This is a genomic window from Sphingopyxis sp. RIFCSPHIGHO2_12_FULL_65_19, from assembly GCF_001830555.1.
Lineage (GTDB): Bacteria > Pseudomonadota > Alphaproteobacteria > Sphingomonadales > Sphingomonadaceae > Sphingopyxis.
The window spans coordinates 1-16,227 of the sequence record NZ_MIAM01000071.1 but is presented as its reverse complement, the minus strand read 5'-3'; the positions used below and the strand labels follow the sequence as shown (position 1 = coordinate 16,227).

The 16,227-nt window shown below is 63.8% G+C and carries 15 protein-coding genes; 8 read left to right on the top strand and 7 right to left on the bottom strand.

Features of this window, described 5'->3' with window-relative positions; genetic code table 11:
- Positions 1–107: 107 nt before the first annotated feature.
- From A3E77_RS19055 to A3E77_RS19045, 3 genes are all read right to left on the bottom strand, one after another.
- Positions 108–1,697: an MDR family MFS transporter gene (locus A3E77_RS19055; RefSeq protein WP_293649153.1), complete on the bottom strand. Its 1,590-nt coding sequence runs from the start codon at positions 1,695–1,697 to the stop codon at positions 108–110.
- A 181-nt stretch (positions 1,698–1,878) separates the two neighbouring features.
- Positions 1,879–3,000: an HlyD family secretion protein gene (locus tag A3E77_RS19050; protein WP_293649150.1), complete on the bottom strand. Its 1,122-nt coding sequence runs from the start codon at positions 2,998–3,000 to the stop codon at positions 1,879–1,881.
- Positions 3,000–3,446 (bottom strand): MarR family winged helix-turn-helix transcriptional regulator, encoded by a 447-nt coding sequence (locus A3E77_RS19045; RefSeq protein WP_293649147.1) that lies wholly within the window; start codon positions 3,444–3,446, stop codon positions 3,000–3,002. Before A3E77_RS19045 ends, A3E77_RS19050 begins: the two co-directional genes overlap by 1 nt.
- Positions 3,447–3,572: 126 nt before the next feature.
- Between A3E77_RS19045 and A3E77_RS19040 the strand changes: the two genes are divergently transcribed.
- The 3 genes from A3E77_RS19040 to A3E77_RS19030 all read left to right on the top strand — a co-directional run bounded on the left by A3E77_RS19040 (position 3,573) and on the right by A3E77_RS19030 (position 6,947).
- Positions 3,573–4,220 (top strand): 2-hydroxychromene-2-carboxylate isomerase, encoded by a 648-nt coding sequence (locus A3E77_RS19040; protein ID WP_293649145.1) that lies wholly within the window; start codon positions 3,573–3,575, stop codon positions 4,218–4,220.
- Between the two features lie 44 nt (positions 4,221–4,264).
- Entirely contained in the window at positions 4,265–5,029 is a 765-nt protein-coding gene (locus A3E77_RS19035; RefSeq protein WP_293649142.1) for an alpha/beta fold hydrolase, read from the top strand.
- 73 nt (positions 5,030–5,102) lie between these two features.
- A complete protein-coding gene (locus A3E77_RS19030; RefSeq protein ID WP_293649139.1) occupies positions 5,103–6,947 on the top strand; it encodes a M2 family metallopeptidase in 1,845 nt (614 codons plus the stop codon).
- A gap of 53 nt (positions 6,948–7,000) precedes the next feature.
- Here the strand turns inward: A3E77_RS19030 and A3E77_RS19025 are convergent, their stop codons facing one another.
- A complete protein-coding gene (locus tag A3E77_RS19025; protein ID WP_293649137.1) occupies positions 7,001–7,327 on the bottom strand; it encodes an ArsR/SmtB family transcription factor in 327 nt (108 codons plus the stop codon).
- 48 nt (positions 7,328–7,375) lie between these two features.
- Here A3E77_RS19025 and A3E77_RS19020 point away from each other — a divergent pair, with 48 nt between their 5' ends.
- Entirely contained in the window at positions 7,376–7,858 is a 483-nt protein-coding gene (locus A3E77_RS19020; protein WP_293649135.1) for an SRPBCC family protein, read from the top strand.
- Positions 7,859–7,865: 7 nt separating this feature from the next.
- Here the strand turns inward: A3E77_RS19020 and A3E77_RS19015 are convergent, their stop codons facing one another.
- Entirely contained in the window at positions 7,866–8,303 is a 438-nt protein-coding gene (locus A3E77_RS19015; RefSeq protein ID WP_293649132.1) for a winged helix-turn-helix transcriptional regulator, read from the bottom strand.
- A gap of 73 nt (positions 8,304–8,376) precedes the next feature.
- On the opposite strand from A3E77_RS19015, the gene A3E77_RS19010 reads away from it, so the two are divergent.
- Together A3E77_RS19010 and A3E77_RS19005 are read left to right on the top strand one after the other, a co-directional pair.
- Entirely contained in the window at positions 8,377–9,180 is an 804-nt protein-coding gene (locus A3E77_RS19010; protein ID WP_366652650.1) for an SDR family NAD(P)-dependent oxidoreductase, read from the top strand.
- Between the two features lie 195 nt (positions 9,181–9,375).
- Entirely contained in the window at positions 9,376–9,939 is a 564-nt protein-coding gene (locus A3E77_RS19005; RefSeq protein ID WP_293649126.1) for a YqgE/AlgH family protein, read from the top strand.
- Between the two features lie 8 nt (positions 9,940–9,947).
- Here A3E77_RS19005 and A3E77_RS19000 read toward each other — a convergent pair whose 3' ends face one another.
- Positions 9,948–10,349, bottom strand: coding sequence for a hypothetical protein (locus A3E77_RS19000; protein WP_293649123.1), 402 nt, complete (start codon positions 10,347–10,349; stop codon positions 9,948–9,950).
- A gap of 394 nt (positions 10,350–10,743) precedes the next feature.
- On the opposite strand from A3E77_RS19000, the gene ahcY reads away from it, so the two are divergent.
- Together ahcY and A3E77_RS18990 are read left to right on the top strand one after the other, a co-directional pair.
- Positions 10,744–12,159, top strand: a complete 1,416-nt coding sequence (gene ahcY, locus A3E77_RS18995; RefSeq protein WP_293649120.1) for an adenosylhomocysteinase — start codon at positions 10,744–10,746, stop codon at positions 12,157–12,159.
- Between the two features lie 148 nt (positions 12,160–12,307).
- Positions 12,308–15,430 (top strand): TonB-dependent receptor domain-containing protein, encoded by a 3,123-nt coding sequence (locus tag A3E77_RS18990; RefSeq protein WP_293649117.1) that lies wholly within the window; start codon positions 12,308–12,310, stop codon positions 15,428–15,430.
- A gap of 67 nt (positions 15,431–15,497) precedes the next feature.
- On the opposite strand, the gene A3E77_RS18985 is transcribed toward A3E77_RS18990, so the two are convergent.
- A partial coding sequence (locus A3E77_RS18985) for a TIGR03032 family protein (RefSeq protein WP_293649114.1) occupies positions 15,498–16,227 on the bottom strand: 730 nt, incomplete at its 5' end.

The window sequence follows — 16,227 nt, the reverse complement described above, 5'->3', positions numbered from 1 at the left end:
GCCGCGCCCGGCGATGCGGCCAAGATCGACGCGCTGTTCGCCGGCATCAACTGCTTCTTCCGCTAAAGATTTCCCGCAAGGCATTGCCCGGCAAAGCCGGCGGGCCGCTAATGCCCCATATCCGCCGCCAACGCCTTTGGCCCGCCCGGCTTGGGCGGGCGGAGCAGCAGGACCAGCGGCACCGACGCCAGCGTGACCCACATCATCAACCAGAAATCGTCGATATAGGCGATCATCGCTGCCTGCCGGTTGATCTCTGCATTGACCATCGCCATCGCCGCGTCACCCGCGATGCCGAAGCGGTCGGCGGTCGACGGGTCGAGCAGGCTGACCGAACTGGTCGTGACATGCGCCGCCAGATCCTCGTGGCTGGTCTGGATATTCACGCCCAGCAGCGTGGTGACGACCGAGATGCCGACCGAGGCGCCCAGGCTGCGCAGAAGGTTGAGCAGGCTCGACCCGTCGGTGCGGTGCTGCGGCGCGATCGTTGCGAACGCCATGGTGTTGAGCGGGATGAAGATGAGGCCCATGCCAAGCCCCTGCACCAGCCCGCTGACGATCACCGGCTGCATCCCCATCGCGAGCGACCAGTGGCTCATCTGCCACAGCGAATAGGCCGCGATGAGCAGTCCCGTGCCGACCAGCCAGCGCGCGTCGATCTTGCCCAGCAATTGCCCCGCGACCCACATGCTGGCGAGGATGCCGACTCCGCGCAGCGCCAGGACGATGCCGGTATCGATCACAGGCCAGCCGAACAGATTCTGGAGCATCGGCGGCAGCAGCGCCATCGACGCGAACATGACGATGCCGATCACGATCATGAATCCCATCGCGGTGACGAGGTTGCGGTCGGCGAGCATCGCGCGGCTGAACAGCGGCGCACGGGCGGTGAACATATGGACGAAAAACATCCACAGGCAGGCGATGGCGACGCCCAGCTCGATCCAGATTTCAAGGCTGTCGAACCAGTCGAGATGCGCGCCGCGGTCGAGCATCAGCTGAAGCGCGGCAAGCCCCAATGCCAGCATCGAGAAACCGAACAGGTCGAACCGCCGGTCGGTCTTTCGCGTCGAGGGCAGCAACGCCCACATCATCGCGAGCGTGATCAGCCCGACGGGCAGGTTGACATAAAAGACCCAGCGCCAGTTGACGCTTTCGGTCAGCCAGCCGCCGAGGACCGGCCCCAGGATCGGGCCGATCATGATGCCCATGCCCCAGATCGACATCGCCCGCGCGTGGCGTTCGGGCGGGTTGATGTCGAGCATCACCGACTGCGACAGCGGTCCGATGAACGCGGCGCTGATGCCTTGCAGGAAACGGAAGGCGACCATCTGTTCGAGCGATTGCGCGGCGCCGCATGCCATCGAAGCGACGATGAAGCCGACGATCGCAGCGAGGAACAGCTCGCGCCGCCCGATACGGTCGGCAAGCCAGCCGGTGATCGGCATCGCGATTGCCGACGCCAGGATATAGCTGGTCAGCACCCAGGTCACCGTCTCGCTCGTCGCGCCGAGGGCCGACTGCATGTGCGGGATGGCGACGTTTGCGATCGTCGTGTCGAGGATCTGCATGATCGACGCCCCCATGACGGCGACGGTCAGCAGGCCGCGATAGCGGACGCGCTCGTGCAGCGGGATGCTGTCATCATCGGGGAGCGCCGTGGCGGCCGAGCGGCGGGGGAGGGCGCGCGAGGCCATTAACGCACCGCCTGAAATCCTCTCCATCGACTTGCGATGGGGAGGGGGACCGCCGCGAAGCGGTGGTGGAGGGGCAGCAATGTCGCAGCCCCTCGGTCAGCCCTGCGGACTGCCAACGCCCCATCGCAAGTCGATGGGGCGGATCGATGGAGCCGCAGCGGTCTGTCGGTGGCGCGCACCTCTATTTCCCCGTCACAGTCCCGCCGCCGGTAAACACCCGGACATCGGCCGACAGTCCGGCGATCATGTCGCGCGCGGGTTTTTCGTCGAAGGCGATGCGCACGGGCACACGCTGCGTCACCTTGACCCAGTTGCCCGTGGCATTTTGTGCGGGCAGCACCGAAAATTCGCTGCCGGTGCCGGCGCCGATCGTCAGCACATGGCCGCGCACGGTCAGCCCCGGATAGGCGTCAAAGCTGATCTCGGCGGGCTGGCCGACGCGCATGTCGGCGAGGTCGGTTTCCTTGAAATTGGCCTCGACCCATGGATGCGCGGTGTCGACCAGCGTCACCGCAGGCAGCCCTGCGACCATCATTTGCCCGATCTGAAGCCGGTCGGACTGCGCGACGCGCCCGGCGCTTGGTGCGCGAACGGTCGTGCGGCCAAGATTGACCTGCGCTTGCGAGCGCTGGACGCGCGCCGCTTCGACCTGCGGGTTGACGCCGCTCGACGGGCCGGCAGCGAGTTTCGTGCGCGCTTCGGCGGCCGCGGCTTCCGCTTGACGGACGTTCTCGCGTGCCTGCTGGAGCGCGTGACGCGATGCGTCATAGGCGGCTTTCGTCGTGAATCCCTTTTGCATCAATGCCGCTTGCCGGTCGAAATTGACCTGCGCGAATTTGACATCCTCGCGCGCAGCGGAAATGTCGACGCTCGACGTGTTCGCGCTCGCCGCGAGATTGCCGACCTCGACCTCGGCGGCGTCGATAGCCGCGGTCGCCTGCGCGACGCTGAGCGCATAGGGTTCGCCGTCGATGCGGAAAAGCAGCTGGCCCTTCGCCACCTGCTGCCCGTCCCGTACCGCGACTTCGGTGATCCGGCCACCGACTTCGGCGGCGACCGAGACCTTGTCCATCTGGACATAGGCGTTGTCGGTCGACACCGATCCGCCGCTGGTCAGCCACCAGCCGGCGCCGCCCGCGATCAGGAGCAGGGGCAGGCCGAACATCAGCAGGCGCGAGCGCCAGCTCGCCTTGGCCGGGACGTCGGTGGCGGGCGCCGCGGCCGGCAAGGGGTCGGCCTTCGGCGCGGGCTTCGGCGCCGACACATCTTCGGCCTTGGGGCGAGAGGGTGAGAGCTGGTCCATCAAACGGTCTCTTTTTCTTTTTGGCATATACGGCGGGACAGGTTGGCGCGAACGCGCTCGACAAGGTCGACGAGCTGGTCGCGCTCGGCGGCGGTCAGGCCTTCGGTCGATTCGGCGGTCAGCGCATCGGCCGTCGCGCGCATCCCGCCCAAAAGGTCGCCCGCGCGCGGGGTCAGATACAGCTGCCAGGCGCGGCGGTCGGACGGGTCGGCGCGGCGCTCGACCAATTCGGCCTCGACCAGCCGGTCGACCATGCGCGACAGCGTGATCGGTTCGACCTCGATCAGCTCGGCGAGCGGACCCTGACGAATGCCCTCATGTCGTTTCAGATAGGTGATGAGGCGCCATTGCAGCGCGGTGATGCCGCTGTCCTTCGTGCGCGCGTTGAACGCACGGCGGAACAGCCGCGCGGTGTCGTTCAGCAGGAATCCGATCGTCTCGCTCATAGGCTATGATATAATAGCAATAGCTACTATCTTCAACCCGCGTTTCTGTGGGTCAACAATCTCGAATGTGGTGTAAATTTTCTTTACACTGCTTGCACCGCGCGCATTTTTGGGCAGGATGCACGCATGAGTCTGACTGCCGACCTTTTCTGGTCCTTCCGCTCGCCGTACAGCTACCTCGCTATCGGCCGTTATCGCGCGCTCGCCGCCAGCCACGACGTGACGATCAACCTCCGGCCCGTTTACCCGCTCGCGATCCGGCAGCCCGATTTCTTTGAACGCAACCATCCCAACTGGCTGAGCTATACGATGCGCGACATGATCCGCGTGGCGCAGTTCCACGGCATCCCGTTCGGCCCACCGCGTCCCGACCCGATCGTGCAGGACATCAGGACGCGCGCGATCGCGGCGGAACAGCCGCACATCTATCGCCTGACGCGGCTTGGGCAGGCGGCATCGCGGCGCGGCAAGAGCCTGGCCTTCGCGCATGAGGCGGCGCAGCTGATCTGGGGCGGGGCGCAGGATTGGCACCTGGGCGACCATCTGGCGGGCGCGGCGCACCGGGCCGGGCTGGACCTTGCTGCTCTCGAGGCCGAGGCGGTGGCCGATGCCGATGCGCTCGATAACGAGATCGCCGCCAACCAGGTCGCGCTCGAAATCGCGGGCCATTGGGGGGTGCCGACTTTGGTGTTCGACGGCGAGCCCTTCTTTGGGCAGGACCGCATCGAAATGGCAAAGTGGCGGATGGAGCAAAAGGGCTTGCGTCCGCGCTGATCGAGGCTTGCGAACAGCCGCGCGCTGGGCGCATAGCGGTGATTATGACGATCGAACCCCAATTTTTCGAGGCGCGCGACGGCGTGCGGCTGGCGTGGCGCGAAATGGGGCCGGAGGCGGGTGGCGGCCGGCCGCTGCTGCTGCTCCACGGCCTGTTTTCCAGCGGCGAGGTCAATTGGATCAAATTCGGCACGGCGGCGCGCGTCGCGGCTGAGGGTTACCGCATCATCATGCCCGACCTGCGCGTCCACGGGTCGAGCGAGGCGCCGCATGAGGAAGAATTTTATCCACCCGACGTGCTGGTTCACGATCTGGAGGATCTGGTGGCGCATCTGGACCTGACCGATTTCGACCTCGGCGGTTTTTCGCTGGGCGCGCGCACCAGCGTCCGCGCCGTCGTTGCGGGGATGGCGCCGCGGCGGTTGATCCTGGGCGGCATGGGACTGGCGGGGCTTGCGGGATGGCAACGCCGCGGTCGCTTTTTCCAGCGGGTCATCGCGGAATATGAGACCGCCAAGCGCGGCGACGACACCTGGTTGTCGATCCAGTTTATGAAGACGATGAAGGTCGATCGTATCGCCGCGGGGCATTTGCTCGACAGTTTCACCGATACATCGCCTGCTGCGCTCACGGCGCTGACCATGCCGACGCTCGTCGTCTGCGGCGCGGACGATCAGGACAATGGCTCGGCGGCGGAACTCGTCGCCGCGCTCGCCGACGCCAGGCTCGCAACGATCCCCGGCACGCACATGTCGAGCGTGACCCAGCCCGAGCTGGGGGAGGCGATCGCGACCTTCCTCGCCGCTTGACCGGACTCGCGCGAAGCGCCTAGCTGTCGCCATGCGCCGCAGAGCGCGGCAAATAATCCAGAGGACGCACTCCATGAAAGCCATGATTTCAAGCCTGTCGCTTGCCCTGTCGCTCGCGGTCGCCGGCCCCGCCGTCGCCGGGCAGGCGCCCGCGGCGCCCGCCGCCAAGGCCGCAAAGCCGACCGCCGCCGATGCCGACGCCTTCATCGCGGCGGCCGAAAAGGACCTGTTCGACTATACCGTCGAGGCAAGCCAGGTGAACTGGGTCAATTCGACCTATATCACCGAGGATACCGACGCGATGGCGGCCCGGATCAACGCGGTCGGCACCGAAAAGGCGGTGAAATACGCGCTAGAGGCGGCGAAATACAGCGACGTGGCGGGGCTGAGCGCCGATACCCGGCGCAAGCTGAATATCCTGCGCACCGGCCTTGTCCTGCCCGCGCCGACGACGCCGGGCGCCGCGACCGAGCTGAACCAGATCGCCACCGACCTGCAATCGCAATATGGCAAGGGCCGCGGCACGCTGAACGGCAAGGAAATCTCGGGCTCGGATATCGAGGCGGAGATGGGCAATCTCAAGAACAGCCCCGCGCAGTTCGCCGAAATGTGGACGAGCTGGCACGACAATGTCGGCGCGCCGATGAAGGACGACTATGCGAAGATGGTCGGCATCGCGAATGAAGGGGCAAAGGAGCTTGGCTTTGCCAACACCGGCGCCATGTGGCGGTCCGGCTATGACATGTCGCCCGAAGATTTTGCGAAGACGACCGAGCGCCTGTGGCAGGAAGTCAAGCCGCTCTATATGGCGCTCCACACCTATACGCGCTGGAAACTCAACGAAAAATATGGCGACGCGGTGCAGCCGAAGACCGGCCCGATCCGCGCCGACCTGCTTGGCAATATGTGGGCGCAGGAATGGGGGAATATCTATCCTTTGGTCGCGCCAAAGGGGTCGGGCGACCTCGGCTATGACGTCGGCGATCTGCTCGCCGCGCAGGGCAAGACCCCGATCGACATGGTCAAGGCGGGGGAGAATTTCTACTCGTCGCTTGGCATGGCGCCGCTGCCCGAAACCTTCTGGAAGCGCAGCCAGTTCCTGAAACCGGCGGACCGCGAGGTCATTTGCCATGCTTCGGCATGGGATATCGACAACAAGGACGATATCCGCATCAAGATGTGCATCAAGGTGAATGCCGACGATTTCGTCACCATCCACCACGAGCTGGGCCATAATTATTACCAGCGCGCCTATAACAAGCAGCCGTTTCTCTATCTGAACGGCGCCAACGACGGCTTCCACGAAGCGATCGGCGATTTCGTCGCGCTGTCGATCACCCCGCAATATCTGGTCGACATCGGCCTGCTCGACAAGGCGAAGGTGCCGAGCGCCGACAAGGACACGGGCCTGCTGTTGCGCCAGGCGATGGACAAGGTCGCCTTCCTGCCCTTCGGACTGCTCGTCGATCGCTGGCGGTGGGGGGTGTTCGACGGCACGATCAAGCCCGCCGACTACAACACGGCCTGGACCCAGCTGCGCACCCAATATCAGGGCATCGTCCCGCCGGGCGATCGTCCGGCGAACGCGTTCGACGCGGGGGCCAAATTCCACATTCCGGGCAACACCCCCTACACGCGCTATTTCCTCGCGCGGATTCTCCAGTTCCAATTCTACGAAGCCGCATGCAAGCAGGCGGGCTGGACCGGCCCGCTCCACCGCTGCTCCTTCTATGGCAACAAGGAGGTTGGCGCGAAGCTCAATGCGATGCTCGAAATGGGCGCATCGAAACCGTGGCCCGACGCACTCGAAGCCTTCACCGGCAGCCGCGAGATGTCGGGCAAGGCAATGGCCGACTATTTCGCGCCGCTGAAGACCTGGCTCGACGAGCAGAACAAGGGCAAGCCGCAGGGTTGGTAAGGCGCCCTGTTCTGATTGCTATGCAAGGCCGGGGTGGCGACGCCCCGGCCTTTTCATTTCGCCTCGATCGCTTCCTTGAACCGCGCGAGCTTCGCGCTTGCCGCCGCGGCGTGCGGGCCAATCCAGCGGTCGTGGATGTCCTGGATCGGCATGGCGTTGAGGTGGTTCCAGCGTTCGCGGCCGCGGCGCTCGGCGATGACCAGGCCGGCCTCTTCCAGCACCTTCAGATGCTGCATCACCGTGCAGCGGTCGATGTCGGCGAAATGGGTGCAAAGCATCCCCGTGGTCAGCGGCTGATCCTTCAGATCGTCGAGAATCTGCCGCCGGACCGGCGAGGCGAGCGCCTTGAATGTCGCGTCGAACTGGTCGTGAATTGACATGTTATAAAAATATAACATAATGGCGTGCGACTCAAGCGGAGAATGAACATGGAGCTGAAATTCAGGGTCGCGGCGCGAATCGCGAAGCCGGTGCATGAGGTGTTCGAGGCGGTCGCCGACCCCGCGAAGCTGTCGAACTATTTCACCACGGGCGGCGCCAAGGGCCGGATCGAGACCGGCGCGACGGTGGAGTGGGATTTCCATGACTTTCCGGGGGCCTTCCCCGTCTATGTCATCGAGGTGGTGGAGGATCAGAAGATCGTCCTCGAATGGCAGGCGAGCGAGGGTGAGGCGCACAATGTCGAGGGCAGCGAGCCGAAAGATGCCGATTACCGCACCCGCGTGACGATGAATTTCAAGGCGCTCGACGATGGCCGCACGCTGGTCGAGATCGCCGAAGAAGGCTGGCGCGAGAACCAGGGCGCGCTCGGCGCATCCTACGGCAATTGCCAGGGCTGGTCGCAGATGCTCTGCGCGCTGAAAGCATGGATCGAGTATGGCATCAACCTGCGCGCGGGCATGTACAAATAGCGCCGCGCTACTCTGGCACCTCCAATCGCAGCGGGCGCGAGCCGATCGGGGCGCCGGTGTTGGCATCGACCACCACCGGGCGAACCACCTCGCCCGTCGCGGCGTCGATGTGACGGCTGAGCGCACCGCCGCCATTATATTTGCGCCCCCATGCGCCGATCGCCATCAGGATCGGCAGGAAGTCGCGCCCGGCATCGGTGAGCAGATATTCGTCGCGCGGCGGGCGCTGGCTGTACCGCCTTTTTTCGATCAACCGCGCCTCGCCCAGCGCCGACAACCGCCGCGACAATATGTTCGGTGCGATGCCAAGGCTGGTGCGCAGCTGCTCGTAACGCGTCAGTCCGCGCTCGATATCGCGGAGCACCAACATGCTCCAGCGGTCACCGACGCGCATCAGTCCGCGGTCGACGGGGCAGCTGCCAAGAATATTTTCAGCTTCACTCATTGAAACCATATGGGGCAGTCACTATCATTTTGCAAGTGACCTGCTTCCGGGCCGCCTTCAAAGGAAAATGACGATGACTATTCCCCAAGGAACTGCCCTGATCACGGGCGCTTCGACCGGCCTTGGCGCCGTTTATGCCGACCGCCTCGCCAAGCGCGGCCACGACTTGATCCTCGTCGCGCGCAACGGCGCACAGATGGAGGCGCTGGCCGCGAAGCTGCGCGCCGAAACGGGCGTCGCGGTCGACATCCTCGTCGCCGACCTGACCAAAAGCGAGGATGTGACGCGGGTCGAACAGCGGCTGGCGGACGACGCGGCGATCACGCTGTTCGTCAACAATGCCGGCATGTCGCTCAACGGCGGCACGCTGGAAAACAGTGCGGCCGAGATCGAAACGATCATCGCACTGAACATCACCGCTGCGGCGCGCCTCGGCATCGCTGCGGGCAAGGCGTTCGGCGCGCGTGGCAGGGGCGCGATCGTCAATATCGCCTCGGTCCTCGCGCTCGCGCCCGAAATGTTCGAGGGCGTATACAGCGGGTCGAAGGCGTTTCTGCTGAACCTCAGCCACGCGCTTGCCGCGAACGGCCGCGAGCAGGGTTTCCACGTCCAGGCGGTCCTGCCCGGTGCAACGCGCACCGAAATATGGGAGCGTTCGGGCAAGGATGTCGACGCTTTGCCGGCAGAGATGGTCATGGCTGCGGGCGATCTGGTCGATGCGGCCCTGGTCGGGCTTGATCGCGGCGAGGAAATCACGATCCCGCCGCTCGCCGACGAGGATCAGTGGAAGGACTATTATGCTGCGCGGCTCGCCATGGGGCCGAACCTGTCGCGGCGCGATGTGGCGCCGCGTTATCGAGTGAGCGACGCGGTTTAACGCGACCGAAGGGCGGCCATCAAAAGCCGCCCTGCCTATGTCTCGAAACGACCGGAAACGGACGTAAAGTTCCTCCCCATCGCAAGTCGATGGGGAGGATCGTCAACGCCCGCTCACCACCCCAAAGCCGCCATTCGTCCTTCGTCCATGGGAAAGATGCTGGACCCTTTGGCCGTGTCACGGCATTGTAGCGATATGGACACAGACCCCACCTGGTTCACCGGCCAGCTGCTGCTCGCGCTGCCCGGAATCGGCGACCCCCGTTTCGAGCATTCGGTGATCGCGATGATCAGCCATGATGAAGAGGGGGCGATGGGGATTGGGGTCGGCGATCCGATCGACGGGATGACCGTCGGTGCGGTGCTCGATCAACTCGATATCCAGCATGACGTGCCGCTCGACCAGCCCGTGTTCCTCGGCGGCCCGGTCGAACCATCGCGCGGTTTCGTTCTCCACAGCCTCGACTGGGGCGGGCAGGAGGCAGTGCAGGTGGGCGATCGTTGGATGGTGTCGAGCTCGCACGACATATTGCGCGCAATCGGCGAAGGCCGCGGCCCGTCGCGCTGGCTGGTGGCGCTGGGCTATGCGGGATGGTCGCCGGGGCAATTGGAGGGCGAGATGGTGCGCCACGGCTGGCACGTCACGCCGGGAAGCGACGGCCTGCTGTTTGAAACGCCGCCCGCCGAACGGTGGCAGGCGGCGTTTGCCGAAGCGGGAGTGGACGCCCGCTTGCTGACTACCGAAGGTGGCGAAGCCTAACCTGCCGATCAGCGCGCGAGCGCGAGGAGCGGCTTGCCGGTGTTGAGGTTGGCGAGCGCCGTGCGGGCGGCCCAGCGTGAATCCATGTAACGACCGTCGGAAAGTTCGAGATCGTATCGGATCGGACTGCCGATCGCATTGTCATATGCGGCGGCGGCTTCGGCGGTGCGACCCAGCCGAGCATAAGCGGTTCCAAGGTTGATGAGCCGCGACGGGTCGCGCCGGTCGAGCCCGCTATCCCCGGTCAGCTTTTCGACCGCGGCATGGTTTTCGCCGGCCTTGAGCTCGGCATAGGCGACCGGCAGGACCTGGACCGAATCGCCCTGTGGCGCCGTGACAACGACGATCGATTGCGCCGCGGCAGGGGTCGCAAAGGCCAGGACGACCAACGGCAGCAAAATTTTCTTCATCTCTTTATCTCCCCGAAAACTTTCGTCGATTTTCTCGCGCACTGCGCAAAAAGTCAATGTTTCGGGCCTTTGTAACACAGGTGTCACAAAGTCGGATTATGCTCAACGCAAGGCGCATTATAAGTCAAGATTTTCAGAATCTTGGGCTTTGCGACTCCGTGTCACAATCGAAAGACGCGGATTGTCATAATTGCGGCCGATGAAATTTTTTTACGCGGCGGCATTCATGCGGCGCCCCGATTCGCGCGTCTGCGCCGGCGCGCCCGGCGGTGCCGGGATCACGATATAAAGAAAAGTTTATATTTGATCGTCGGGCTGGTTTCAGCTAGGGCGCCGGGCATGTTTTTCGTGGCCGCTCGCCTGCGGTCGAACTCGCCTGACTGGAGAATACCCCGTGGCCACTCTTGCCGCCGACACCCGTGATTATGTGATTGCCGACATCGGCCTTGCCGATTTTGGGCGCAAGGAAATCAACATCGCCGAAACCGAAATGCCGGGCCTGATGGCGCTGCGCAGCGAATTCGGCGCGTCGCAGCCGCTGAAGGGTGCGAAGATCGTCGGATCGCTGCACATGACGATCCAGACCGCCGTGCTGATCGAGACGCTGACCGCACTCGGCGCCGAAGTCCGCTGGGCGACGTGCAACATTTTCTCGACCCAGGATCATGCCGCCGCCGCGATCGCCGCGACGGGCGTGCCGGTGTTTGCGGTGAAGGGCGAAAGCCTCGCCGATTATTGGGACTATGTCGGCCGCATCTTTGACTGGGGCGTCGCGGACGGCACGACCTGCAACCTGATCCTCGACGATGGCGGCGACGCCACGATGTTCGCTTTGTGGGGCGCGAAGCTCGAAGCCGGGCAGGAGATGCCGGCGCCCGAGAATGAGGAAGAGATCGAAATGCAGCGCGCGCTGAAGGCGTTCGTCGCGGCGAACCCCGGCTACCTGACCAAGACGGTCAAGGCGATCAAGGGCGTGTCGGAAGAAACGACGACCGGCGTCCACCGCCTCTATCACATCGCCAAGAAGGGCGAGCTGCCTTTCCCCGCGATCAACGTCAACGACAGCGTGACCAAGTCGAAGTTCGACAATCTCTATGGCTGTAAAGAGTCGCTCGTCGACGCGATCCGCCGCGGCACCGACGTGATGCTCGCGGGCAAGGTCGCGACCGTTGCCGGCTTCGGCGACGTCGGCAAGGGCAGCGCCCAGTCGCTCCGCAACGGCGGCGCGCGCGTGCTGGTGACCGAAATCGACCCGATCTGTGCCTTGCAGGCGGCGATGGAGGGTTTCGAGGTCGTGACGATGGACGAAGCCGTCCAGCGTTCGGACATTTTCGTGACCGCGACGGGCAACGCCGACGTCATCACCGCCGAACATATGGCGGCGATGAAGAATATGGCGATCGTCTGCAACATCGGCCACTTCGACAGCGAGATCCAGATCGCGGCGCTCGCCAATTACAAATGGACCGAAGTGAAGCCGCAGGTCGACCTGGTCGAATTCCCCGACGGCAAGCAGATCATCATCCTGTCGAAGGGTCGCCTCGTGAACCTCGGCAACGCGACCGGCCACCCGTCGTTCGTGATGTCGGCAAGCTTCACCAACCAGACGCTGGCACAGATCGAACTGTGGACGCGCAGCGAGCAGTATAAGAACGACGTCTATGTCCTGCCCAAGCATCTCGACGAAAAGGTCGCGGCGCTGCACCTCGAAAAGCTCGGCGTGAAGCTGAGCCAGCTCAGCCAGAAGCAGGCCGATTATATCGGCGTGCCGGTCGAAGGCCCGTTCAAGCCCGACCATTATCGCTATTGATCCGGCGTCGCGCGCCGGGTGTGACTATATGGCAACAGTTTGGTGACAAAACGCTTATCTGTTGATTTTTTATAGAATCTAAGGCGCGCGATTCTATTGTTCCCCTATCCGGGGAGGCTCTGCCTTCCCGAAAACCGGGGAGCTATACATGAGCAAGATTTCCAAGGCGGCTTTTGGCGTCTGCGTTTCCACCATGGCCCTGACGGTGTCGATCGGCACCGCTCAGGCGCAGGAAACCGTCACTCCGCAAGAAAGTGTCGAAACCGAAGCGGCCGCCGGCGACAACTCGATCGTCGTCACCGGGTCGCGTATCTCGCGCCCGAACTTCGACACCGTCGAACCGTCGGTCGTGATCAGTTCCGACCAGATCGAATCGCGCGGCTTTGAAACGCTCGGCCAGGCGCTGAACGAACTGCCGGCCTTCGGCGTTCCCGGCAGCAGCCCGGTGGGCGCGCAGTCGAGCTTCGGCCCCGGCCAAAGCTTCGTCAACTTCCTGGGCCTCGGTTCGGAACGCACGCTGACCCTGGTCAACGGCCGCCGTTTCGTCGGGTCGAACACCGCATCGATCTTTGGCCCGACGGGTCAGGGCGGCAACCAGGTCGACCTTAACGTCATTCCGACCAAGCTGATCGATCGCGTCGAAACGATCGTCATCGGCGGCGCGCCGATCTATGGTTCGGACGCGATCGCCGGCACGGTCAACGTGATCCTGAAGCGCGACTATGAGGGGCTGGAACTCGACGGCCAATATGGCCTTTCCAGCCGCGGCGATGCCGCCAACTATCGTTTCCGCGCCCTGGCGGGCAAGAATTTCCTCGACGGCCGCGCGAACATCACCGTGTCGGGCGAATATAACCGGGGCGAAGGCCTTTTGCAGACGGCGCGCCCCGGTCTTTACGACGGTGGCTTCTACGGCCGCCCCAACGATCCCGATTCGCCGTTCGACAACACGATCTTCCGCGATCGCCGCATTCCGACGATTTCCGAATTCGGTATCCCGACCTTGTTCGACTTCATCCCGGTCAGCCAGGGGCAACAGGCCAATCTTGGCTTCCCGCAGGGCGGTTTCGTCGATGCGCAGGGCAACGCGCTGCGTTTCGATGCAAGCGGCAATCTAATCCCGATCGACTTCGGCACCTCGTTCGGCCCGCTTGATGAGAATGGCAATCCGCTGTCGTTCGACATCAACTCGTCGGGTGGCAACGGGCTCAGCCTTGTGCCGCTGTCGAACCTGCTCACCGACACCGAACGTTACAGCGGCAACCTGCTGCTGAGCTTCGATCTCTCTGACAATATCCGTATATTCGGTGAAGGCTGGTACAGCCGTAGCCGCGGCGTCAATCTGCGCGACCAGCCCGAATATAACTCCTACCTGTTCGGCTATGCGGGCGATCCGGCCGGTGCCATCATCATGAGCACCGACAACCCGTTCCTGACGCCGCAGGCCCGCGCCATCATCCAGGCGCAGGCGCTGGGCGATACCTTCCTGTTGCAGCGCGCCAACACCGACGTGATTTCGGGCCGGGCGACGGGCTCGGTTGAAATCCAACGCTATGTCCTGGGCTTCGACGGAAGCTTTGCGGGCCTCGGCGGCCGCGAATGGTCGTTTGAAATCGTCGGCAACTATGGCCGGTCGAAGACGACGGGCAAGGTGCCTGCGATCGCAACGCAGAACTTCTTCAACGCGGTCGACGCGGTGGACGAAGGCCTGTTCAACGGCGGCCCCGCCAACGGCAACATCATCTGCCGTCCCGGCGCGACCAATTCGCCTGCCGAAACGATCAGCTCGACCTGCGCGCCGCTCAACCTGTTCGGCATGCAGACGTCGCAGGCGGCGCGTGACTATGTCACCGCCATCACGCGCCCGGTGTCGGTCAACAAGCAAAAGATCTTCACGGCGTCGCTGACGGGTCCGCTGTTCGCGCTGCCCGGCGGCGACCTTTCGTTCGCCATCGGCTATGAACATCGCGCGGAAAACCAGGACTTCGATCCGGGCGCGTTCAACCGCGGCGGCGACGATCCCGATCCGCTGACCGACGCGGACGGCGACGGCGATCCGACCAACGACCGCGTGCCTTTCGGCCAGTCGGTGATCATCCAGCCGCTCAACGGCAAATATAACACCGACGAAGTCTTCGGCGAATTGCGCGCCGGGCTGATCGGCCCGTCGAACAATATCCCGTTCATCTACACGCTCGAATTCCAGGGCGCGGCGCGTTACGTCGATCATTCGACCGCTGGCGGCGACCTGACCTGGACGGTGGGCGGCAGCTGGCAACCGATCCGCGACATCACCTTCCGCGGCAATTACACGCGCGCCATCCGCGCGCCCTTCATCACCGAGGCGTTCAACCCGTCGAGCAGCTTCTTCGATTTTGCGGAAGATCCGTGCGACCAGTTCAACCAGGATGAAGGGCCCGATCCGGCCACCCGCGCCGCCAACTGCGCCACGGACGGGCTGCCGGCGAATTTCGACGCGACGTCGGACGATGCCAGCTTCCTTCAGGCGGTGGCCGGCAATCCGGACCTCGAAAATGAAAAGTCGAGCGCCTTCACCATCGGTACGGTGCTGCGCCCGAGCTTCATTCCGCGGCTTTCGCTGTCGGTCGATTACGTCAACATCAAGGTGAAGAATGTCATCACCCAGCTGGCTGCGGACGACATTGTCGCCAACTGCTATGACTCGGCGGATTTCCCCAACTCGGAATTCTGCGATCGCTTCACCCGCGACGCCACCAACCAGCTTGATTTCATCTCGACCGGCTATTTCAACGCCGCCGAGCTGAAATATAAGGGCATTTTGGCGGCGCTCGACTATCGGACGTCGACGCCCTTCCTGGGCGCCGATTCGAACATCGGCCTGAATGCCAGCTACCAATACCTCGATACGCTGACCTCGCGCGCCGATGCCAATTCGGCCCCGGCGACCAACAATGGCGAGGTTGGATATTCGCGGCACCAGGCGGTCGGCACGATCGACTATAACAACAAGGGCTTCAGCACCTTCCTCCAGGTCAATTATACCGGCCCGGCGAAGTTCAATGCCGATGCCAGCGCAACGTTTCAAGATCCGGACAGCGTCGGCAGCTTCGTGTATTTCAACACGGGCATGACCTATCGGATCGACAAGAGCTTCAGCATCCGGTTCGTGGTCGACAATCTGTTCGACCGCAAGCCGCCGTTCCCGTCGCCGACCGGCGGCGGCACGATCACCTATTTCCCGGGTGTGCTGGGCCGTTATTTCCGCGTCGGGGCCAGCGTCGGCTTCTGATCGCGGTCAGACTGAAAAAGAAAAGGGGTCGCGCCGGAAACGGTGCGGCCCTTTTTGTTGGCGAAAGCTAAATCACGTCGGCGATGCTGACGGCACCGATCATCTCGACCGTCGCGGGGCCGACGGTCATCGGGTTGCGGACACCGGGAAGCACCGCGACATCGAACATTTCGGTAAACGGGCTGCCGAGCAATATCGAATGCACGGTCCGCCCGGTGCGCAGGTCGACGACCAGGACGCCGCATTGGGCCTCTTCCTTGCGATCTTCCAACCCGGACTGAATCGCGAGATCCTTGAACTTGCCTTCGCGGGCCATCGACACGGTGACGATGGCATAATCGCCATGAAAGGCGAGGCCGCGCAGAAATCCGGGGCAAAAGGCGACATCCTGTTTTTTGCCGCTGGCGATGTCGACGCGGACGATCTGGCCGCGGCCCGAATCGAGCAGCCACAAGGCGCCGTCGTGGACGCGCGGGCTGTGCGGCATGGTCAGATCGCGCACGACGACTTCGCCGCTCGCGACATCAATCACCGCGCCGCCGCCCTGCCGATGGGCACGCCACCCATCCTTTTCGTCCGAAACGCCGGCCACCGTGACGAAGCGCGGGGCGCCGTCGTCCATCGCCACGCCATTGAGATGACAGCGGTCTTCGGGCGCGAGGCTGGTGATAAAGGGGGGGCGCCAGATGGGCCGGAAACTATGCACCTCGTCGATCGTCGCGAGGCAGGAAAAGCGCGAATTGACGAAGATGATCTGCCCGTCGCCGCCGAAGGCCAGCTCGTGCGTATCGACATAG